The following is a 19823-nucleotide window of genomic DNA, read 5'->3' as shown; positions in this document are numbered from 1 at the left end:
GGATTATGCGTATCGTGCTGAAACGTACCTTTTGTTGCCTTTCTACCGAACGACAACGGTAATCTACGAAAACGTAAAAAAGTGGGGTAGATCAATGATGAAACAGTGGCAGGTTGCAAAGCGAATTCTCCCCTTGCTGGCGGTGTTCTCTTTGCTGCTATCCGCATGCGGGCGGGAAGACTTGTCGGTAATGAAACCTCAGGGTCCTGTGGCGCAAGGCCAATATGATCTGATGAAGCTGTCCATCGCGATTATGATTGTGGTGCTCATCATTGTATTCGCCATAGCGGCCTATGTCCTGATCCGGTTTCGCAGACGAGCCGGGCAGACTGAGATGCCCGAACAGGTTGAAGGTAATTTCAAGCTGGAAGTAATATGGACAGCCATTCCGTTATTGCTGGTTATTGTGCTGGCAGTACCGACGGTACAAACGATTTTTGCCCAAGGCGAAGATTTGTCCAATGACAAAAACGCACTTAAGGTCCAAGTCACCTCGCATCAGTACTGGTGGGAATTCACTTATCCTCAATATGACGTAACCACCGCTCAAGATCTCATCATCCCGACCGGAACCAAAATCGCATTCGAATTAAAAACCGCTGACGTGCTTCACTCCTTCTGGGTGCCGTCACTTGCGGGCAAAATGGACACAAACCCGGATGGAACGCTTAACAAGTTCAGTTTCTCCGCACCAAATGAAGGCGTTTACCGCGGTAAATGTGCCGAGTTATGCGGCAGATCGCATGCTTTCATGGAATTTAAGGTAAAGGCAGTGAGTCAGGAATCCTTTGACAGATGGGTGAATCAAATGAAAGCACCCGCAGTCCTTCCTGAAGATGCTCAATTGGCCGAAAAATTCAAAACAAACTGCCTTTCCTGCCACGCTGTTGGCGATCAAGGTGGACCTGTTGCACCTGACCTGACGGGAATCGGCGGCAAAGAATCTGTCGCAGGTATTCTGCTGAATTATCGTGAGGGACAGGAAGAAGGTAATCCGGTATTGGATAACATGAAAGAATGGCTCCATGACCCACAATCCGTGAAGCCGGGTAACACCATGCCGAATCCCAAAGATCTTGGGTTGACGGATGAAGAAATCGACGGAATTGCCGAATATCTGGCCAACTACAAATTGGACTATGAATAGAACAGCAAGGACGAAGAAGGGGGTACACAACCTTGGCTCATGCGCATAGCGTCAAGAGGTACAGGGGCTTGATGGATTGGATCACCACCGTCGATCACAAAAAAATCGCCATTCTCTATTTGGTTGCGGGTGGGTTTTTCTTTGGAATCGGCGGCATTGAAGCCATTTTGATTCGGATTCAACTGATGAAACCGATGAATGATTTTGTATCGGCACAGGTCTTTAACGAATTGATTACCATGCACGGAACAACGATGATTTTCCTTGGTGTCATGCCACTTATATTCGCCATTATGAATGCTGTTGTGCCTTTACAGATCGGGGCACGGGACGTTGCTTTTCCATTTCTTAACGCGCTCGGTTTCTGGACGTTCCTGTTTGGGGGATTGTTGCTGAACTTGAGCTGGGTTATGGGCGGAGCGCCTGATGCGGGCTGGACTTCATATACGCCGCTTTCGGGCAGTGAATATAGTGGAACGCATGGCGTGGATTTCTACACCATAGGTCTTCAGATCGCGGGTCTGGGAACACTCATCGGTGGTATTAACTTTCTCGCAACGATTATTACCATGCGTGCTCCAGGCATGTCTTACATGCGGATGCCGATGTTTACATGGACGACATTTATTACATCTGCCATTATCCTTTTTGCTTTTCCTGCCATCACGGTAGGGCTTGTACTTTTAACGTTTGATCGTATTCTGGGAGCGAATTTCTTCGATGTCGCAGGTGGCGGTAATCCGGTACTCTGGCAGCACATCTTCTGGATCTTCGGGCACCCGGAAGTATACATTCTGATTTTGCCGGCATTTGGTATCATCTCGGAGGTTATTCCGACCTTCTCGCGTAAGCGGTTGTTTGGATACAGCTCCATGGTATTTGCAACCATCCTGATTGCCTTCCTGGGCTTCATGGTATGGGCGCATCACATGTTTACAACAGGTCTAGGGAACGTAGCCAACGCGCTATTCTCTATTTCCACGATGTTGATTGCCGTACCTACCGGGATCAAAATCTTTAACTGGCTCTTTACGATGTGGGGTGGACAGATCCGCTTTACTGCGGCAAATCTGTTTGCGGTTGGATTCGTTCCAACCTTCGTTATGGGCGGTGTTACAGGCGTCATGCTGGCATCTGCTCCGGCGGATTTCCAGTTCCATGATACGTACTTTGTTGTGGCCCACTTTCACTACGTTATTGTAGGGGGACTGGTGCTCGGATTGTTCTCGGGACTGCATTACTGGTGGCCGAAGATGTTCGGACGTATTCTGAGCGAAACACTGGGTAAATGGACATTCTGGACATTTATGATCGGTTTCCAATTAACGTTCTTTGTACAGCATTTCCTCGGTCTGATGGGGATGCAGCGCCGGATCGTTACATACTTGCCGAATCAGGACTTTGACCTGCTCAATCTGGTCAGCTCTGTCGGTGCGTTTCTGATGGGTGTTGGGGTTATCATGTTCCTCGTGAACATCGTGATCACAACAAGAAAACCGGCTGGTGCGCCGAACGATCCGTGGGAAGACGGACGTACACTGGAATGGTCCATTCCTTCCCCGCCACCGGAATATAACTTCAAGCAGACTCCACTGGTACGCGGAATCGATGCGTATTGGAAGGAAAAGATGGCAGGACATACAGAGATGACACCGGCAGAACCCGTTGGTTCGATTCATATGCCTTCAGCAACGCCGTTGCCGTTTGTAATGTCCGTAGGTATCTTTATCGCAGGACTTGGCTTGATGTTTAGCAAGGATGATTTCGGTAATGCGTTTATGAACGGATTATTCAACAATTATATTGTAGTTATTATTGGTCTCGTAATCACATTTGGCGCAATGGCCCTTCGTTCACTTTATGATGATCATGGCTGGCATATTGAACCGGAGGATCAGGATGAGAAGGGGGCGAGAACATGACAACCTCACATGCCGAACCGGTGAACGACAAATTGCCGCATGAACCGGAGAAAGCAACGCTGGAAGGACGTAACAAGCTTATCGCCTTCTGGTTGTTCCTTGGCGGCGAAACGGTACTGTTCGGGACACTCTTTGCTACCTTCCTGGCTCTTCGTGGTCAAACCAATGATGGACCTACGGCGAATGAATTGTTCCACCTGCCGCTCGTGGCCGCTGCAACATTCATTCTCCTAGTCAGTAGTTTGACAAGTGTATTTGCAATTCAGGCCATGCATAAGGGCAAGCGAGATGCACTGGCATTGTGGCTGGGTATCACTGTAGTACTGGGTATGGGATTTCTTGCACTGGAAATATACGAGTTCTATGAATATGTGAAACATAAAGAGTTCGGTATGACCACCAGTGCATTCAGTTCAGCATTCTATACACTGGTCGGGTTCCACGGAGCCCACGTTGCTTTCGGTATTGTGTGGATCGGAATCATTATCGGGCAGCTGTTCAAAAAAGGATTGACGGTCGTAACTGCACCTAAAGTATACGTCTCCGCAATGTATTGGCACTTTATTGACGTGGTCTGGGTGTTCATCTTTACGGTCGTGTACCTGCTCGGAAAGGTGGGGTAACACATGTCGACACAGGATAAGACAGATGAACAGCCTGTGAAACACCGTCACCGGACGGAAGGGCCGCAGAAACACGTCGTGGTGTTTATCTTCTCCATTATTCTCACGCTGATTGCGTTTGCGGCTGCTTCTGCCGGAGGGGTCAACACAACCTTTACCATTATTATTTTACTCGTCATGGCGATTCTTCAGGTATTCGTTCAATTGGGTTACTGGATGCACATGAAGGATAAAGGGCATTTGATGCCGATCCTGTTCATGGCCTTTGGCTTTTTCGTAGCCTTTACGTGCATCATTATGGCACTGTATTGGGTCTGGTGGTAAAAGAGATGGCGGCGGCGCATTGCCGCCGTCTTTTCCCCTTTGTAGCGAGTGGATCTACTCAAAGGAATACTGGCAACAATCAAATTAGGTCACGGGGAGGTTTCCCGTATGCTCGGGTTGCAATACTTTAGTTTTAACGACTTATGGAGTCCGCTTATATTGGCTTTATTTCTGATCATTGCTGCAGCTTATTTGGTGCTTGTCGGACCATTAAGCGAGCAAATAAAGGATGCAGAGCCAGCGACTGCTGTGCAGAAAATCATGTTTATTACAGGGCTGTTTGTCCTGTATCTGGCTCAAGCAGGGCCCTTTAATCTGCTCGGTCACGTGATGTTTAGCTTCCACATGGTAAGCATGGCATTCTCCTATCTGGTAGCGCCGCCGCTGATGATGAAAGGGTTACCGATCTGGGTATGGCGCAGAATCGTGCGTTGGTTGCCTACACGCCAGCTATCTTTCCTGGCTCATCCGATCGTTGCGGCAGTGCTCTTTAATGGACTGTTCTCGCTGTATCACCTGCCGATTGTACATGACTACGTGATGTTGAATTTTACCGTTCACCGGTTGTATTATATTGCACTGTTCATTACCTCTATGCTCATGTGGTGGACATTGCTGAATCCATTGCCAGAAGGCAGACAAGCATCTGGGTTATCCAAGATCGGGTTTATTTTCTTAAATATGGTACTGCTTACGCCTGCTTGTGGATTAATTATCTTTGCATCCGAGCCGTTGTATCAGACGTACAGCAACCCGGCAGTGTGGGCTGAAGCGATGCAGTATTGTGTGTCTGGAGATTCTACGGCGTTACTTCGCTCATTTGGTGGGCCGGCCTTCTTCAACTTTCTGTCTTCCGCGAAGGAAGATCAGCAGGTCGGTGGCATTGTGATGAAGTTTATTCAGGAGGGGATCTTTGCCTCTATGCTGGCCTATGTATTTTTCCAGTGGTATCGGAAAGAGAAACAGGAAGATGACGATGATTCGTATCCTGCAGGTGGCTCTGGAGGGCCGCTCAATCCGGCTGCCAAATAATGAAGTCAATGTTCTAACAAGAGGGGGAACACACGATGGATATGTATTTTTTGCTACCCACGATCAGTACTTCTTTCATTGTGATTAGTGCAGTACTGGTGGGAATCGGGTGGGCACTGATTATTCGGGGCAAACGTGAGGCACACCAGTCTGCTATGGTCGCAGGAGCGATTGCGGCTTTAATCTTTTTTGTGATCTATATGTCGCGCACGGTGTTCGTGGGCAATACGGCTTGGGGCGGGGACCCGGATCTGGAGATCTTTTACCGGATATTTCTGATATTTCATATTATCTTGGCTACCGTGGCTGCGGTATTCGGCATCTCCACACTGGTGTTGGGATTCAAAAAGAAGTTCGGAACGCATCGCCGCTGGGGCAAGTTCACGTCCATGATCTGGTTCGGCTCAGCACTGACAGGTGTTGTCGTGTATGTCCTGTTGTATCTCTTATATCCTGGTGGTCATACACGTCCGGTATGGGAAGCTATCCTCGGCGTATAAAAGTAGAGACATAACCTCCGGTTACTTGGGCGTGCGTCACTACTTTCTTCTGAAAATATGAAAATGGACGAATCTAGCAGATCATTCGTCCACGCTTTCCCTCTCATTCGTTCATAGAATGAGTTCGAGAGGGGGAAACAAAATGAAAAAAACAGTCAACGTCAGTCAAACGTATCCACGTCTTACCGTGTATTCAGAAGAGAACTACAGAGGGAGAAGCCGCATCTATCGTGGCAACACAGGTCTTCGTAACCTGGACAATATTTTGGACGGGGTAGAGAGCCTGCGCTTTTTCTCAACAAGTTCCAATGCAACACTGGTTGTGTTTACGCGGCCTAACTTTCAGGGTGGATTCCGTGTCTTCCGAGGCAACACCAACTTGAGAGATTTGGATGATCTGATCCGTGGCAATGACGTGGAATCCCTGATCTCTACGAATCAGCGGTTGACTCTGGCCGAGATTCGTGCGATCCGTAGCAACCGCAGTCTGCCTAGTGGCTATAACCTCATTTAATCGCAAGGCCTCTTCTTCTAACAGGTGCTAGAGAACGGCAAAGGGCTGTACCCGAATTGTGTTCACACAATAATGGGTACAGCCCTTCTTTTGTATTTGCGGAATGAAGTCTAATCCCCGCCACCTCCACTGTCTCCGCCACCGCTATCTCCACCGCTGTCATTGCTGCTACCACTATCGCTGTTGTGATGAGAATGTGTGCTTGATGAAGAATCCGAATCATGATGTTTGTGATCCGATGTGTGTCTGGAATGTCGATCATAGGAGTCATCTCCTGTAATGACCGGATATCCCGAAGCAGAGTCCGTATAACCATTGTTACGACGGATGCGATGTCTGCCTTTCTTAGCAGAATGACGATGAGGTTCATCCCGGAGGATCAACCAGATGACGACGATAAGGAAAAGGAGGACAAACCCGAGCTCGACCAGCCAATCCATAGCTATAACCTTCCTTTCATTAATTCGTTACTATAATTTATTTTAACGTAAATTCGAACTATGTCCCATCTCGTCTTCCTGATTCAGGAAAATTAGGGGTTGACGGGATGAGAAATCGGTCTGTATACTGTGTATATTGATATATACAGTAAACACAGTGAACACCATAAGCAAGATGAGTAGATGACAGGTGAAAGGCAGGCGTGCATATGAACGAATGGAAGCAGGCGTGGTGGTTGACCCGCAGCCAGATGAGTAAGGATAAGCTCCAATGGCTATGGTCTGCATTATTCATGATATACACTGGCGGCATGAGCGGTGTGATGTTTTTAGGACAACAACAGACAGATATTATTAATCCAGTAGTGGATTCCTTCTTTTTGATCATGTTGCCATTTCAAGGGTTCATGTTCTGCAGGCGCTCCTTCCGTTACATACAGGAGGATTCCTATACGCAGATGCTGGCCTACTATCGCAGAATCCCCATCCCTGAACAAGTGGTGATGTGGTCAAGGCTACAGCAGTCTCTGATGGCGTTTACGTACAATGGAATCTTTTTCTACGGATCGTTATACGTGGTTAACCTTCATACCGAAGGATTCCGATGGGATCAGTATCTGGCTTTTAGCCTTACCTGTACAGGTTATGGCCTCTTGGTAACAGGATTCTATATTTACGGAGAGTTTCTGAACAGTGGCAAGAAATACTTGTTTCTCAGTACGCTTTTTATACCATTCGCCATTGGCATATCCATACTGATTCGAATGTCAGGCAGTTACGGATTACGGATTGTAATGGATGGAAGTAAATCATGGGGGCTGCTTTCCCCGATCATGTGGATTGCTCTGATAGCTGGCGTAGCTGGATTATGGCTGTTTAGTCGCTTGACGCTGAAGAAGTTGGTTCTTCGGGATTTGAATTAAAATGAGAGTTGAGCTTATGTACGAATACAGGATGAAACCGGCACGGTCAGGTAACAGACTGGAGTGTACCGGAGGGCGAGGTGCAAGATGTGAAAATACCCATTCAAATTAATGAAAATAGCGCTGAACCTTTATACCACCAAATTGAAAATCAGTTAAGATCGTTAATTATTACGGGTCAGTTGGGGGAGGGAACACATTTGCCGTCCATTCGTGAGTTCGCCGGAGCGCTGAATTGTAGTGTCATTACGGTTAGACGGGTCTATCAGGATCTGGAGAATGAAGGCCTGCTTCGTACGAAGCAGGGGACAGGTACATTTGTGGCCCAGGTAGAAGCCGGCGACAGAGAAAATTATAGATTGAAGGCCGCACAGGAAGCGATGCAGGCAGCGGTGCAGTCGGGGAAATCGGTAGGATGTACGGAAGAAGAGATGGAGAGCCTGTTCCGGGAAGTCCTGAAGACTATTTACGCGAAGTAAGGGAGTGATGCATACATGGAACCTATAGCAATCCAGTTGAACGGCGTATCCAAAATGCGAAAACGCAGAATTATTGGCCCGATTGATCTTTCCATTCCGGAAGGGTATGTAGTCGCTATTCTCGGTCATAACGGTTCAGGTAAAAGTACACTTCTTAACATGCTGCAGCAAGTAGTGCTGCCAGATGCCGGACAGATTATATGGTTTGGGAAGGAACATGAGGGGCTGCTCCCCATTGAACTGAGACAACAGATCGGTTTTGTGGCAGATAACGCGGGTTCGGAAGAGAACCGTATAACAGCTCAGGAAGCAGCCCATTTCCGGTCCTACTGGTACCCGCGTTGGGATATGAAGTTGTTCGACCAACTGATTCATGACATGGAAGTACCTGTTGATGTGAAGCTGAACAAGATGTCCAAGGGAGAACGGCGAAAGTTTGAGATTGCAGCTGCAATTGCAGCTCGCCCAAGATTATTACTTTTGGATGAGCCGTCATCAGGACTGGACCCCTTTGCCTGGAAAGTGATGGTTGAGCAGTTCCGTACCTTCATGGCTGGGGGAGACACCACGATTCTGATTGCCACCCATATTGCGGATGAAGTCAAAAGGCTTGCGGATTACATCGTATTGATGCACCGTGGTCAGTCGCTGGGGATGGCCGAAAAAGATATGGTGCTCGATCAATGGAAAGAAGTCTGGTATGAAGGAGATTTAAGGCCAGAGAGTATTCCTGGTGTTGTGGAATCTTCTTTGGAAGAGAGAGGTCTGATTCGCGTAATTACAACCCGGATCAGTGAAGCGCAGGAGAGGCTGGAGCTGTCCAATAACCGGGTATTGAAGATACGTAACTTGGAATTGGATGAAGTGCTGGCATTCTGGATTGCCGGGTATGCACCCGTACAGTGGAAATAACCGAAGGGAGACGATAAATGATGAACCGATTGGAATTGAAGCAAGTCGTCAAGCAATATGCAGACAAAACAGCCGTTAATGGAGTCACGCTCAATGTAAAAGAGGGGGAGATTTACGGACTGCTCGGAGCCAATGGTGCAGGTAAAACAACAACAATGCGTATGGTGCTCGGACTGATTCACCCTGACGGAGGTAATATCCTGTACAACGGCAAGCCCTACAACACGGAGCTACAACAGATTATGGGTTATCTTCCGGAAGAGCGCGGATTGTACCCGAAGGTGAAAGTCAGCGAACAGATTAATTACCTGGCACGGCTCCGTGGTATGAATGGCAAGGATGCAGACCAGAGCCTCAAGTACTGGTTGGATCGTTTTGAGGTACCCGAGTATTACGACAAGAAGATTGAGGAGTTATCCAAAGGTAACCAGCAGAAAATGGGCTTTATCGCCGCGGTGGTTCATAGACCTCAGATTCTCATTCTGGATGAAGCGTTCAGCGGACTGGACCCTGTCAATGTAGAGATACTCAAATCCACCGTTAAGGAATTGCGTGATGAAGGAACAGCGATACTGTTCTCCACACACCGGATGGAACACGTTGAGGAGTTGTGTCGTCAGATCACCATTCTGCATAGTTCCAATACCGTAGTGCAAGGAGAGATCAAAGAGATCAAGAGCCGTTATCCGCGTGAGCAAGTGTATCTGAGTACGCTTGGAAATGTGGATGGATTGGAGCTATTGCCTGGTGTGAAGAAAGTCGAGCGGAACGAGCGTGGATACCTGATACATATTGGACAGGTGGAAGCCGCTCAGGAGATTCTCAGAACAGCGATGGCACAGACGACAGTGGAGCACTTTGAGATCAAGGAACCAACGCTTAACCAAATCTTTATTCGTGAGGTAGGTGAGTCGAATGAATAAAATGGGAACGATTACGGGATTTACTTTTAAGAACAAGGTTAAAACGAAATCATTCATGGTGACGACCATTGTACTTGCACTTTTAATTTCTATAGGACTCAATGTTCCATATTTCATTACCTTATTCAACGGGGGTCCCATTGGCGGAGCTTCAAGCAGTAATCCTGTAAATATTGGTCTTTTAAGTACGGGGCAGCTTGAAGTTTCCGAGAAACTGGAGAGCTTCTCTGCGGCTCAAGGAGATCAGGCCTATCGATTCATCACCAGTGGTGACAAAGATGAGGCTGCTCTTGCGGCAGATGTGGAAGCAGGGCTTACCGATGGTTATCTGAAGTTTGAAGCCGTTGCCGGGCAAGAGTTCCCGCAGCCGATTCTCTATTCAGCAGAAGACGTATCACCTCAGATTATCGCATCTATTGAAGCTGCGTTGCAGAGTGTGAAGTTGGATGTGGTTGTGAAGGATGTACTCACAGCGGAGCAGAAGGAACTGATTACAACACCTGTGAAACTCACCGAGCAAAGCTTGAGTACAGATGAGAGCGGAGCTGGTACTGATTCTGAAGGTGCAATGAGCCCGATTAACTATATTGTGGTGTACTTGCTGATCATCCTGCTGTTCACCTCGACGATGATGACAGGCAACATGATTGCCTCCGAGATCACAGCTGAGAAGAGCTCACGTATTATGGAGATTCTGATTACGAGTGTATCACCGCTCAGTCAGATGTTTGGTAAAATCATCGGTATTTTCATGGTGGGGATGCTGCAAATTGGGATCTTCGGAGCAGTGGTTGCCGGAAATATCTTGCTGCCGCATAACCGTGCAGTATTAGGTGACTTCAATATGAATGTAAGTGATGTGAATATTGCAGTTATTGTGTACGGACTCATATTCTACATTCTGGGTTACTTCCTGTATGCCGTGTTGTTTGCTGCCATTGGTTCAATGGTAAGTCGTACTGAAGAACTCGGTCAGGCTGTTCTGCCGATCACGATGCTGTCGCTCGTTTCCTTCTATATTGCGATCTTCAGTATTGCTACGCCAAACATTCTGTTGTTGAAAATCGCAAGTTTCATTCCGTTTACGTCGCCGACCGCGATTCTGGTACGGATTGGCGCAGGAGTTGCACCAACTTGGGAGATTCTAACATCCTTAGCGATTCTCGTCGTATCCATTGTCATCTTCGGATGGCTTGCAGCGAAAATTTATCGCACAGGTGTGTTGATGTACGGTAAACGTCCAACCTTTAAAGAGTTATTTAAGGCCATGAAGGCTTATAAGATCTAAGATAGGAACTCAAAAAAAATGTGCGTCGTCATAATTAGTGGGACTATTTTCAGAATTGATGAGACAACTTTTTCATAATCGATGGGAACTGAATATTTATTCATTGTCATTCATCTCCCGATGTTAACTTTAAATTAAAATGTCGTTAACTTGATGGTGTTTTGTCGGTAACTTTAATTTAAATTGTCGTTTCTCCTTGATAAATCAAGTTTTCTCATTAAAGCAACCATGAATCCAGAACTAAATTGTCTTTATAGTATTATGTAGTTTTTATAAATTTGAGAATGAGTGAAGCTGTGGTCAAGTTTATAATTGATTTTATAGGAGAAGATGCTCTTCATTTTCAAGAAGAGTACCTTCTCATTCTCAATATCGCATTAGCTCACATAAAACTTCTATTCTGTGCAAAGAGTTCGAAAAATTTTGGGATTTTTTTGATGTAATTCCTCTTAAGCGGATGATCCGTTTTGCTACCTTCAAGCTTTAGATAATCGGAAGCACTAGGTAAATTGAAGTAGTAAAGTTACTTTATGTGTAATTCTCCTCTATATAATTAATTTAGCAGGGCACTGTGATGATCAATTTGTGATCGATTGAATTCCAATGTTAGTATGTTTAATGTTACTTAAAGTGAAAAAGTAAGTGAAAACAATAAAAATAACTATGGTCAGAATGAAAATCCTGGCCTTTTACTGTGTTCAGTTGACTAATGTATTAACTGAAGAAAATTTAAAAAAGCGAGAGAGGAAATATTATAGTAAATTGGTTGATTAGTCCCTTGTATTACAGGTATATTTGATTTAACAACAAACAAACTAGTTGATATTTTATCAAGGAGGGGTATATATGGGGCACGTTATTTCTTTTTTAAATATGAAAGGTGGAGTAGGTAAAACAACACTTTGTAGAGAAATAGCTTATTATTTACAGAATAGCGGTAAAAAAGTTTTGGTGGTTGATGTAGATCCTCAATCAAATTGTACTCAGTCGCTTTTTGAAAAGTTTTCTGTAGATACAGTAAATGATGAGGGAGTTAAACTTGAGGGCATGCCAACAATTCAAAATATGTATGAGTCAAAATTAGTAAATATTCAAAGGCAAAATGTTATTTTGAAATTGACAGAAAACCTAAGTATAATTCCAGGTGATCTTTCTACAGTTTTTATGGAAAGAGAAGTAAACAGTAAGAATGAGCAAAGACTCCTTACTTTAATTGATCAGTGGGAGCTAAAAAGAGAGTTTGATTATATATTTATAGACTGTCCTCCTACATACTCATTTTATACAGTTTCAGCATTATTAGCTTCCGATTTTTATCTAGCCCCAGCTCAACCAGATTTGTACTCTATTTTGGGACTTGATTTACTGAATAATGTAGTAGAAAACTTTAAAAATGATGATCAGGCTGCTTTAATGAAATCTAGAACTCTCTTGTGTCTAGGGGTAGTTTTAACGAAGGTGGACCTTGATGGTGGCGTCAGTAAAATAATCAGTAGTATAGATACTTTTGCAAGGAAGAAAGGTTTATATAGATTTAAACAAGAATTTAAGTACATGCCGAAAATCGCAACAAGCCGAATGGATACTTTTGTAACTGATAGAAATGATGCTCTTTTATTGCAGACTGTACAAAACATTTGTGAAGAGTTCGAAGGGAGGATAGATGCTGCTAATGGACAAGAAAAATTTAATCAACAAGTTTAAGGAAGTTAAAAAAATACAAAATGAGAACACTTTGAGAGTAAATCTGTATGGCTATTTATCTGAAATTATTCTCTCAACTGAGTTATTTAAAAGTAACAAAGATTTACCTGAATTTTTTGAGTTCATTAGCATAGCACATAGAGAATATCTTTATTCTAATCGAACTTCGTTAATAGCCATGACGATTAGAAAATTGCAAAAAATGGATTTGAAAAATCTTATGGTATTGCAGTCTAGAACCATGGACTTTCTGTATAAACACGGTGATATTAATGATGATAACTACGAGCTTGAGAGTACCAAGCGATCAAATTCTTCTGACGATTATGTAAATGATATTGTGAATAAATACAGTCGAGGTAAATAGTTAATGTCTAAGCAAAATGAACTTACTCGCTATAAAGAATTTATTGATACACACTTCCCTTCAAATGTATGGACATCGAAACAAGGAAGGCTTAAGACAATAGATAAACTGCATTCGCTAGCCTATGATAATTTGATTCTGATTGAAGTTTTTCAAAGTTGGATTGAAGAGCATGCATGCCAATGTAACAAACAATTTTTAAGTGATTTTAAAGAATATATAAATTCGATTCTTGTTGCTTTACCAGTCAATCACGTTGGATTTGTAGGATATCTCATTCGTTCGGCAGTAGAGACTCTGTTAAAGATGCTTTATTCATTAGCATATCCTGATAAAGATCAGAGTACTATAGCTCGGACTGCTTTTAGAAATTTAAAAGATGAATTGAAAGAGGCATACAAAATAAAAGAAAGTACTAAACTGCCTAAACTTTCACAACTGTTTTCTTTGTATGGAACATATTCAAAAGAAATTCATGCTCATTTAACGAACAATTTTAATGCTTTAGGTACTCTAGATTACTATGTTAGCAATTATTTTGAAAAAATGAGCCACTTTGTCAAAGATGTGAATGCTATATTTAAATTATTTATAGAGCTTCTTTGTGAAGCAATAAACTTTAATTTTCAAGAACTTACCTTTGCCTCTATTATTCGTTTAGAGAGAAATTTAGATCCAGAAAATTTGGCTATAATTAAAGAGATGGCATAACCTCGTTCTAGTTTCGCTAATTAGTCTGTAGATAATAGAGTAATGTCAAAAGTGAAGATTGAAATTTTATCCAAACGAAGTCGCTAGTATAGCGGCTTTTTTCGTTGTAGAACTTGTCAGCAATTCTCTGGATTTATGTTATAGAATTTCAATTGAGAGATTACCGATTAGACATTAAACCATACTTGCTACATATCAATACTTATAAAATTTTCTCCATTGCCATCACATCTACAAATTTCCCTTCTAAAACGCCTTGATTCTGAAATACACCTACTTCTCGATATCCAGCTTTATGATATAAGCTCTGACCTAGCGTATTAAATGGAAAGGTGAAAAGAACAAACTTATAAAAGTTATTCTGCTTACCGATTTGCTCTAATTTCTGAAGTAATTGTTTTCCAACCCCTTTGCCACGATGATCACGATGAATATAAATGGAGAGGTCACCGACACCGTCATACGCGCTTCTTGGGCTATACGTATTGATAGAAGCCCATCCAACCACTAGATCATTCTGTTCGGCTATAAGTATCGAGTAACGTCCTTTGTGCTTGTTAAACCATTCAGACATGTAAGCTTCATCTTTTATATCTGTTTCAAGCGTGGCAATACGGTCTTCAATACCTTGGTTATAAATCGTTAAAATGTCGCTGAGATCAGCAACTGTAGCTTGTCGCACTAAAAGCATCAACATCACTCCTACGTTTTGTTTTGTATTTTTTTATATATCACAATGTAACTTGAAATGTGAAGTGGGGAAGAAAAATAATAAAAAAACATTTGCATATTGCAAATAATCAGGGTATAACTATAACAAGAGGTGAGGTAATTGGAAAACAACGTAAGAGAGATGTTTCAGATCATGACACGGCGTTTTGGATTGTTGGATAAAAACTGTTGCACCGCAGGAGGTTTGGATATTTCACTTATTCAAAGTCATATCGTTTATGAAATTGATCGTAAACATAATCCATCCATTCAACAAGTGGCAGATGCACTCTCCATTGACATCACGACGTTTAGCCGGCAGGTTCAAAGTCTTGTAAAGTTGGGTTTGGTTCAAAAAACGCCTCTACCTGAAGATCGACGGATTTACATATTATCCTTGACTACACAAGGGAAGTTTGTTGCTACGGTCATTGATGAGCAAATGAATGATTATTTAAAAGAAGTCTTTTCTCATATGTCTGAGTTTGAACGGGATATGGTCATCAACGCCGTCAAACTGCTAAACGAAAGTATGGCGAAATCCAGCGTATGCTGTACACCACTGGGATAATACTTATCCCATTTATTTAATATAATACTTGCAAAATGCAACTAATTATGAGGAGGAAACTAAGATGATTAAACATATCCCTGTGAACCAAGTGAGCTGCTGCGAAGCACCAGTACAAGAGAAGGGCAAATTACCTGTCGCGATCATTGGAGCTGGACCGGTTGGTCTTGCGGCAGCAGCACAACTCATTTCAAAAGGTGAGCCGTTTATGTTGTTTGAAGCTGGAGATGAAGTAGGGACAAACATTCGAAAATGGGAACATGTACGACTGTTCTCACCATGGCAGTATAACATCGATAAAGCTGCTAAAGAGTTGCTGCTATCGGCCAATTGGGTCGCTCCACAAACCGAAACGATCCCAACGGGTAAGGAGATTGTCGAGTATTATCTAAAACCTTTGGCTGAGCTGCCTGAATTAAGTCCACATATACATTTGAATACGAAAGTTACTGCGATCAGTCGTAAAGGGTTAAGTAAAGTAAAAACAAATGGGCGTGAGAAACTCCCGTTTGTGATTCATGTTGAACAAAACGGATCTTCGTTTATTTATGAAGCGCGGGCTGTTATCGATGCGACGGGGACATGGTCCAATCCGAACCCTCTTCGTTCAGACGGTATATTTTCAGAAGAGGAAAAAGCGCTTAATAGCCATATTTCATACGGTATTCCTGCTGTATTAGGAAAAGAGAGAAATCGATATAGCGGCAAGAAGGTGCTTGTTGTAGGAAGTGGACATTCTGCGATTAACACGTTGCTTGAACTTGTAGAGCTTCAAAAAGAAGAATCAAGAACTGAGATTGTGTGGGTTGTTCGCAAAGCAAATATCGAGGATGTTTATGGCGGACGAGAACTAGATGGGCTTCAGGCAAGAGGTGAACTGGGTACTCGTATCCAAAAGGTGGTTGAATCCAGTGCCGTAAAGGTCCTGACAGCATTTCATATTGAAAAACTTCAAAAACAAGGTGAACAGATTCAGGTTTCCGGAACCATCATAGATGAACAAGTGGTTATTGATCACATCGATGAAATTGTAGGTAACACAGGTTCTCGTCCTGACTTATCGATGTTGAGAGAAGTACGAGTATTGACGGACCCAGGCTTAGAATGTGTTTATGAGCTTGCGCCATTAATTGACCCCAATATCCACAGCTGCGGAACAGTTCGACCACATGGCGAAAAAGAACTCCGTCAACCAGAAAAGGGCTTTTATATCGTAGGTGCCAAAAGTTATGGAAGAGCGCCAACTTTCCTCATGGCAACGGGATATGAGCAAGTCAGATCCATTGTAGCGGCTTTGGTGGGAGATATGGAGTCAGCTCAAAAAGTAGAACTGGAACTGCCGGAGACAGGTGTTTGCAGTTTAGGTGCTAGTAGCACGGACAGCTGCTGTGAACCAGTTCAGGTAGAGGAAGCCACTACAAATTGCTGCTCTACTTCAAAAACGGAAAAGGCAGGATCAGATTCTTGCTGCGGATAAATCAAGAATTCAGAGCTATTGCATCCGAATCGTGATGCAGTAGCTTTTTATAGAAGGAGGGAGAAAATTGAAAAATATGATTTATGATTGCATCGTTATTGGTGGTGGTCAATCCGGTTTGGCAGCAGCCTATTACTTACAAGAAGCTAAACGGAACTTTATCATCCTTGAAAAAAGTGAAGAGCATTTAGGATCATGGGCAAATTACTATGATAGCTTAACGTTGTTCTCGCCTGCACCGTATTCTTCATTGCCAGGACTCCCATTTCCAGGTGGAGCAAATGTTTATCCGCGTAGAGATGAGGTTGTTCAATACTTAAAGTCTTATGCGGCTACATACAATTTTCCAATACACACAGGGCAAGAAGTAATTAAAGTGGATAAGGAAAGTAATATCTATACAGTCCATACCTCAAGCGGAGAACAGTTTCGTACACGGTCCATCATTAGTGCAAGCGGGGCATTCGTAAATCCTCATATTCCAAACATTCCTGGCATGCATGAATTTAAGGGAGAAATACTTCATGCCAAGGACTACCGAAATGAGAAAGAGTTTAAAAACAAACGGATCATTGTTGTGGGAGGAGGTAATTCGGCGGTACAAATAGCGGTTGAACTGGCTAAGACGGCGCATGTAACGATTGCATCCAGAAGCCCGATCAAATTCAAGCCGCAGGTCATTGCAGGGAAAGATATTCACTTTTGGCTAACTATACTCAGGCTTGATCAATCCAATTGGGGCAAACGATTATTGCAGAAAAGTAGTGACGGTGTCCTTGATACCGGTACATATAAAAATGCAATCGATCAAGGTAAGCCAGATGCCAAACTGATGTTTAAAGCTTTTACGGAAAATGGGTTAGTGTGGGCAGATGAGACTCGTGAAAATGTGGATACCGTTATTTTTGCCACAGGTTATATTCCGAATTTCGAATATCTTAGTGGATTGAACGTTCTTGATTCATCAGGTGTACCTGTAAAACAAAGCGATGAAAGTATCCATTTCGTAGGTATACCGTGGCAGACCTCATTTGCGTCTGCGACGATTCGAGGTTCTGGGAATGACGCGAAAAAAGCTGTACAATCGCTTGTGAAAATATTGTGAGCTATCGAATTTCAGGAGGATGTTATAATTGATGATTATAACTTCTCGAGGTGACTATAATGAAGGGCACACTGTTGTATACCGCAGCACAACTTAATGATGCAATCTTAAAAAAATGGCACGTAAAGGTATATCAGCATGATGAATTATTAGATCAAGGTGGAGTCATTGAGTATCAAACGAGAGATATAGTTAAGATGAAAGACAGTCATTATTTTATTAAGTCAAAATGTGAATTTTTAGTTCGAGAGTAAAGTCGGTAATCATTATTGCCGACTTTTTTGGTGTGGTAAACCTAATATATTCGTGATTGATTATATAAGTGGTTTATTATATAATTATATTACTAAATGAAACCAACGAGAATATCACAGGAGGTGTACATATGGAACAAAACATTCAGGAGATGGCTGAGGCGTATAAGTTATTAGCTGATAAAACACGTTTGACCATCATTGCGCTACTTCAGGAACAGGAACTCTGTGTATGTGATATCACAGACATTATTGGCATGTCACAACCAAACGCCAGTCAGCATCTTCGAAAACTAAAGGCAGCCGGTCTACTAAATGAAAAGAAAAGAGGGCAGTGGGTGTACTACTCTCTTAATCCAGATGCAGAAGCATATGTTCAGTGTGTGTATCCGTATCTGCCATCCATGAAAGATAAAATAGCAGGATTGAACAACTGCTGCGGTCCTCAGGAGGAAGCATGACCATTATCGCGATTTTAATCTTTTTACTTACACTGACTTTTGTGATCTGGCAACCTAAGGGGCTTAATATTGGATGGTCAGCGTCAGCTGGAGCTGTCCTTGCTCTTCTTTTTGGAGTTGTGAGTCTATCCGATGTAGGTACGGTCACAGGAATCGTATGGAACGCCACGCTTGCTTTCGTAGCTATTATCTTAATTTCGCTAATCTTAGATGAAATCGGATTTTTTGAATGGGCTGCACTGCACATGGCAAGGCTCGCAAGAGGTAATGGCAAGCTGATGTTCGTTTATGTTGTGCTGCTTGGAGCAGCGGTTGCAGCGTTCTTTGCAAATGACGGTGCCGCACTGATCTTAACGCCCATTGTGCTTGCTATGGTCCGAGCGCTCAAATTTGATCAAAAGATGATTTTACCTTTTATTATCGCGAGTGGTTTCATTGCAGATACAACTTCGCTCCCACTCGTCGTGAGTAACCTCGTCAATATCGTTTCTGCGGATTACTTCGGTATTGGTTTTGTGGAGTACGCAAGTCGTATGATTGTTCCGAATTTCTTTTCAATATTAGCGAGTCTTCTGGTCTTGTTCTTGTTTTTTAGAAAGAGTATTCCAAGGAACTACGAAGTCAGTCAGCTCAAAAAGCCCGCTGAAGTGATTAAGGACAAGAAACTGTTCAAAATATCTTGGGTGATTTTAGCCGTATTACTGGTTGCATACTTGATGAGCGAGTTCATTCAAGTTCCCGTGTCTGTTATCGCTGGGGTTATTGCAATCTTGTTTATATTAGCTGCACGACGGAGTCACGCTATTCAAACGTGGAAGCTCATTAAAGGGGCTCCATGGGCAGTAGTAATTTTCTCTATCGGTATGTACGTCGTCGTTTATGGACTGCGAAATGTGGGATTGACGGATGAACTAGGGAAAGTCATTCAAGCCATCGCCGACCAGGGGCTCTACATCTCCACACTTGGTATGGGCTTTCTAGCTGCAATATTGTCTTCGGTTATGAACAATATGCCGACAGTGATGATTGATGCACTTGCCATTGATGGAACGAGTACGCAAGGTGTCATCCGGGAATCGCTGATTTATGCCAATATTATCGGCAGTGACTTGGGTCCAAAAATCACACCGATCGGATCTCTCGCAACACTTTTGTGGCTACATGTACTGTCCCGTAAGGATGTAAAAATCACGTGGGGTAGTTATTTCAAAATCGGGATTGTGCTCACCATCCCAACGCTCTTTATCACGTTAACAGGACTGTATTTGTGGCTACACTTGATTCATTCAACAAACATAAACGTTTGGTTAATGATTGGCATAATCACAGTAGCATTGGTTGTTATCGCTACGGTCGTAAAAACGTTAATTAACTCTAAAATGGGCGAAGCGAAAGTGCAAGTAAGCCAAACCAAAGATAAAGGAGATCAATAATC

The 19823-nt window shown here is 43.2% G+C and carries 23 protein-coding genes; 21 read left to right on the top strand and 2 right to left on the bottom strand.

The window, feature by feature from the left end:
- Window positions 1-94: 94 nt before the first annotated feature.
- The 7 genes from coxB (at window position 95) to HF638_RS13895 (ending at window position 6062) form a co-directional block, all read left to right on the top strand.
- On the top strand, window positions 95-1147 hold the full coding sequence (coxB, locus tag HF638_RS13925) for a cytochrome c oxidase subunit II (protein WP_062837334.1): 1053 nt from the start codon (window positions 95-97) through the stop codon (window positions 1145-1147).
- A gap of 71 nt (window positions 1148-1218) precedes the next feature.
- A complete protein-coding gene (gene ctaD / locus HF638_RS13920; RefSeq protein ID WP_371327960.1) occupies window positions 1219-3069 on the top strand; it encodes a cytochrome c oxidase subunit I in 1851 nt (616 codons plus the stop codon).
- Window positions 3066-3692 (top strand): cytochrome c oxidase subunit 3, encoded by a 627-nt coding sequence (locus HF638_RS13915; RefSeq protein WP_047840264.1) that lies wholly within the window; start codon window positions 3066-3068, stop codon window positions 3690-3692. Before ctaD ends, HF638_RS13915 begins: the two co-directional genes overlap by 4 nt.
- Window positions 3693-3695: 3 nt before the next feature.
- Complete coding sequence (locus HF638_RS13910; protein WP_169480738.1) at window positions 3696-4016, top strand: cytochrome C oxidase subunit IV family protein; 321 nt, start codon at window positions 3696-3698, stop codon at window positions 4014-4016.
- Between the two features lie 108 nt (window positions 4017-4124).
- Window positions 4125-5048 carry a cytochrome c oxidase assembly factor CtaG gene (gene ctaG, locus HF638_RS13905; RefSeq protein WP_169480737.1) on the top strand — a complete coding sequence of 308 codons (924 nt, stop codon included), beginning with the start codon at window positions 4125-4127 and terminating at the stop codon, window positions 5046-5048.
- A gap of 35 nt (window positions 5049-5083) precedes the next feature.
- Complete coding sequence (locus tag HF638_RS13900; protein WP_169480736.1) at window positions 5084-5548, top strand: DUF420 domain-containing protein; 465 nt, start codon at window positions 5084-5086, stop codon at window positions 5546-5548.
- Window positions 5549-5690: 142 nt separating this feature from the next.
- Window positions 5691-6062, top strand: a complete 372-nt coding sequence (locus HF638_RS13895) for a hypothetical protein (RefSeq protein WP_169480735.1) — start codon at window positions 5691-5693, stop codon at window positions 6060-6062.
- A 110-nt stretch (window positions 6063-6172) separates the two neighbouring features.
- Here HF638_RS13895 and HF638_RS13890 read toward each other — a convergent pair whose 3' ends face one another.
- Window positions 6173-6502, bottom strand: a complete 330-nt coding sequence (locus HF638_RS13890) for a hypothetical protein (RefSeq protein WP_169480734.1) — start codon at window positions 6500-6502, stop codon at window positions 6173-6175.
- A 209-nt stretch (window positions 6503-6711) separates the two neighbouring features.
- Here HF638_RS13890 and HF638_RS13885 point away from each other — a divergent pair, with 209 nt between their 5' ends.
- The 8 genes from HF638_RS13885 (at window position 6712) to HF638_RS13850 (ending at window position 13809) form a co-directional block, all read left to right on the top strand.
- Window positions 6712-7425, top strand: a complete 714-nt coding sequence (locus HF638_RS13885) for a hypothetical protein (protein WP_145151834.1) — start codon at window positions 6712-6714, stop codon at window positions 7423-7425.
- Window positions 7426-7514: 89 nt separating this feature from the next.
- Window positions 7515-7904 (top strand): GntR family transcriptional regulator, encoded by a 390-nt coding sequence (locus HF638_RS13880; RefSeq protein WP_169480931.1) that lies wholly within the window; start codon window positions 7515-7517, stop codon window positions 7902-7904.
- A gap of 15 nt (window positions 7905-7919) precedes the next feature.
- Window positions 7920-8816: an ATP-binding cassette domain-containing protein gene (locus HF638_RS13875; RefSeq protein ID WP_169480733.1), complete on the top strand. Its 897-nt coding sequence runs from the start codon at window positions 7920-7922 to the stop codon at window positions 8814-8816.
- A gap of 20 nt (window positions 8817-8836) precedes the next feature.
- The gene (locus tag HF638_RS13870; protein ID WP_169480930.1) at window positions 8837-9739 is read left to right on the top strand and encodes an ABC transporter ATP-binding protein; all 903 of its coding nucleotides are present in this window, start codon (window positions 8837-8839) and stop codon (window positions 9737-9739) included.
- A complete protein-coding gene (locus tag HF638_RS13865) occupies window positions 9732-11027 on the top strand; it encodes an ABC transporter permease (RefSeq protein ID WP_169480732.1) in 1296 nt (431 codons plus the stop codon). The genes HF638_RS13870 and HF638_RS13865 overlap by 8 nt, the downstream gene beginning before the upstream one ends.
- An 846-nt stretch (window positions 11028-11873) precedes the next feature.
- Window positions 11874-12731, top strand: coding sequence for a ParA family protein (locus tag HF638_RS13860; RefSeq protein ID WP_169480731.1), 858 nt, complete (start codon window positions 11874-11876; stop codon window positions 12729-12731).
- Window positions 12700-13098 (top strand): hypothetical protein, encoded by a 399-nt coding sequence (locus HF638_RS13855; protein ID WP_169480730.1) that lies wholly within the window; start codon window positions 12700-12702, stop codon window positions 13096-13098. Before HF638_RS13860 ends, HF638_RS13855 begins: the two co-directional genes overlap by 32 nt.
- Before the next feature lie 3 nt (window positions 13099-13101).
- Window positions 13102-13809 carry a hypothetical protein gene (locus HF638_RS13850; RefSeq protein ID WP_169480729.1) on the top strand — a complete coding sequence of 236 codons (708 nt, stop codon included), beginning with the start codon at window positions 13102-13104 and terminating at the stop codon, window positions 13807-13809.
- Between the two features lie 202 nt (window positions 13810-14011).
- On the opposite strand, the gene HF638_RS13845 is transcribed toward HF638_RS13850, so the two are convergent.
- Window positions 14012-14506, bottom strand: a complete 495-nt coding sequence (locus tag HF638_RS13845) for an arsinothricin resistance N-acetyltransferase ArsN1 family A (protein WP_169480728.1) — start codon at window positions 14504-14506, stop codon at window positions 14012-14014.
- A gap of 156 nt (window positions 14507-14662) precedes the next feature.
- Here HF638_RS13845 and HF638_RS13840 point away from each other — a divergent pair, with 156 nt between their 5' ends.
- The 6 genes from HF638_RS13840 (at window position 14663) to HF638_RS13815 (ending at window position 19821) form a co-directional block, all read left to right on the top strand.
- The gene (locus tag HF638_RS13840; protein ID WP_169480929.1) at window positions 14663-15091 is read left to right on the top strand and encodes a MarR family winged helix-turn-helix transcriptional regulator; all 429 of its coding nucleotides are present in this window, start codon (window positions 14663-14665) and stop codon (window positions 15089-15091) included.
- A 64-nt stretch (window positions 15092-15155) separates the two neighbouring features.
- Window positions 15156-16568, top strand: coding sequence for an NAD(P)-binding domain-containing protein (locus tag HF638_RS13835; RefSeq protein ID WP_169480727.1), 1413 nt, complete (start codon window positions 15156-15158; stop codon window positions 16566-16568).
- 76 nt (window positions 16569-16644) lie between these two features.
- Window positions 16645-17673, top strand: a complete 1029-nt coding sequence (locus tag HF638_RS13830; RefSeq protein ID WP_248278150.1) for a flavin-containing monooxygenase — start codon at window positions 16645-16647, stop codon at window positions 17671-17673.
- A gap of 59 nt (window positions 17674-17732) precedes the next feature.
- Complete coding sequence (locus tag HF638_RS13825; protein WP_169480725.1) at window positions 17733-17927, top strand: hypothetical protein; 195 nt, start codon at window positions 17733-17735, stop codon at window positions 17925-17927.
- 131 nt (window positions 17928-18058) lie between these two features.
- Window positions 18059-18388, top strand: a complete 330-nt coding sequence (locus tag HF638_RS13820) for an ArsR/SmtB family transcription factor (protein ID WP_169480724.1) — start codon at window positions 18059-18061, stop codon at window positions 18386-18388.
- Window positions 18385-19821 (top strand): arsenic transporter, encoded by a 1437-nt coding sequence (locus HF638_RS13815; protein WP_169480723.1) that lies wholly within the window; start codon window positions 18385-18387, stop codon window positions 19819-19821. Before HF638_RS13820 ends, HF638_RS13815 begins: the two co-directional genes overlap by 4 nt.
- Window positions 19822-19823: the final 2 nt, after the last annotated feature.

The sequence above is a fragment of the Paenibacillus sp. SZ31 genome (assembly GCF_012912005.1).
In the GTDB taxonomy this organism is placed as follows: Bacteria; Bacillota; Bacilli; order Paenibacillales; family Paenibacillaceae; genus Paenibacillus.
The sequence above is the reverse complement of the archived record's forward strand: the minus strand, read 5'-3'. Positions and strand labels throughout refer to the sequence as shown.

Coding starts and splice junctions, on each gene's coding strand:
- ctaD (WP_371327960.1), top strand. CDS start 1,219: ATGGATTGGATCACCACCGTCGATCACAAAAAAATCGCCATTCTCTAT.
- HF638_RS13845 (WP_169480728.1), bottom strand. CDS start 14,506: ATGTTGATGCTTTTAGTGCGACAAGCTACAGTTGCTGATCTCAGCGAC.
- HF638_RS13885 (WP_145151834.1), top strand. CDS start 6,712: ATGAACGAATGGAAGCAGGCGTGGTGGTTGACCCGCAGCCAGATGAGT.
- HF638_RS13815 (WP_169480723.1), top strand. CDS start 18,385: ATGACCATTATCGCGATTTTAATCTTTTTACTTACACTGACTTTTGTG.
- HF638_RS13850 (WP_169480729.1), top strand. CDS start 13,102: ATGTCTAAGCAAAATGAACTTACTCGCTATAAAGAATTTATTGATACA.
- HF638_RS13825 (WP_169480725.1), top strand. CDS start 17,733: ATGAAGGGCACACTGTTGTATACCGCAGCACAACTTAATGATGCAATC.
- HF638_RS13890 (WP_169480734.1), bottom strand. CDS start 6,502: ATGGATTGGCTGGTCGAGCTCGGGTTTGTCCTCCTTTTCCTTATCGTC.
- HF638_RS13900 (WP_169480736.1), top strand. CDS start 5,084: ATGGATATGTATTTTTTGCTACCCACGATCAGTACTTCTTTCATTGTG.
- HF638_RS13840 (WP_169480929.1), top strand. CDS start 14,663: ATGTTTCAGATCATGACACGGCGTTTTGGATTGTTGGATAAAAACTGT.
- HF638_RS13910 (WP_169480738.1), top strand. CDS start 3,696: ATGTCGACACAGGATAAGACAGATGAACAGCCTGTGAAACACCGTCAC.
- HF638_RS13830 (WP_248278150.1), top strand. CDS start 16,645: ATGATTTATGATTGCATCGTTATTGGTGGTGGTCAATCCGGTTTGGCA.
- HF638_RS13870 (WP_169480930.1), top strand. CDS start 8,837: ATGAACCGATTGGAATTGAAGCAAGTCGTCAAGCAATATGCAGACAAA.
- HF638_RS13865 (WP_169480732.1), top strand. CDS start 9,732: ATGAATAAAATGGGAACGATTACGGGATTTACTTTTAAGAACAAGGTT.
- HF638_RS13915 (WP_047840264.1), top strand. CDS start 3,066: ATGACAACCTCACATGCCGAACCGGTGAACGACAAATTGCCGCATGAA.
- HF638_RS13835 (WP_169480727.1), top strand. CDS start 15,156: ATGATTAAACATATCCCTGTGAACCAAGTGAGCTGCTGCGAAGCACCA.
- coxB (WP_062837334.1), top strand. CDS start 95: ATGATGAAACAGTGGCAGGTTGCAAAGCGAATTCTCCCCTTGCTGGCG.
- HF638_RS13860 (WP_169480731.1), top strand. CDS start 11,874: ATGGGGCACGTTATTTCTTTTTTAAATATGAAAGGTGGAGTAGGTAAA.
- HF638_RS13855 (WP_169480730.1), top strand. CDS start 12,700: ATGGACAAGAAAAATTTAATCAACAAGTTTAAGGAAGTTAAAAAAATA.
- HF638_RS13895 (WP_169480735.1), top strand. CDS start 5,691: ATGAAAAAAACAGTCAACGTCAGTCAAACGTATCCACGTCTTACCGTG.
- HF638_RS13875 (WP_169480733.1), top strand. CDS start 7,920: ATGGAACCTATAGCAATCCAGTTGAACGGCGTATCCAAAATGCGAAAA.
- HF638_RS13820 (WP_169480724.1), top strand. CDS start 18,059: ATGGAACAAAACATTCAGGAGATGGCTGAGGCGTATAAGTTATTAGCT.
- ctaG (WP_169480737.1), top strand. CDS start 4,125: ATGCTCGGGTTGCAATACTTTAGTTTTAACGACTTATGGAGTCCGCTT.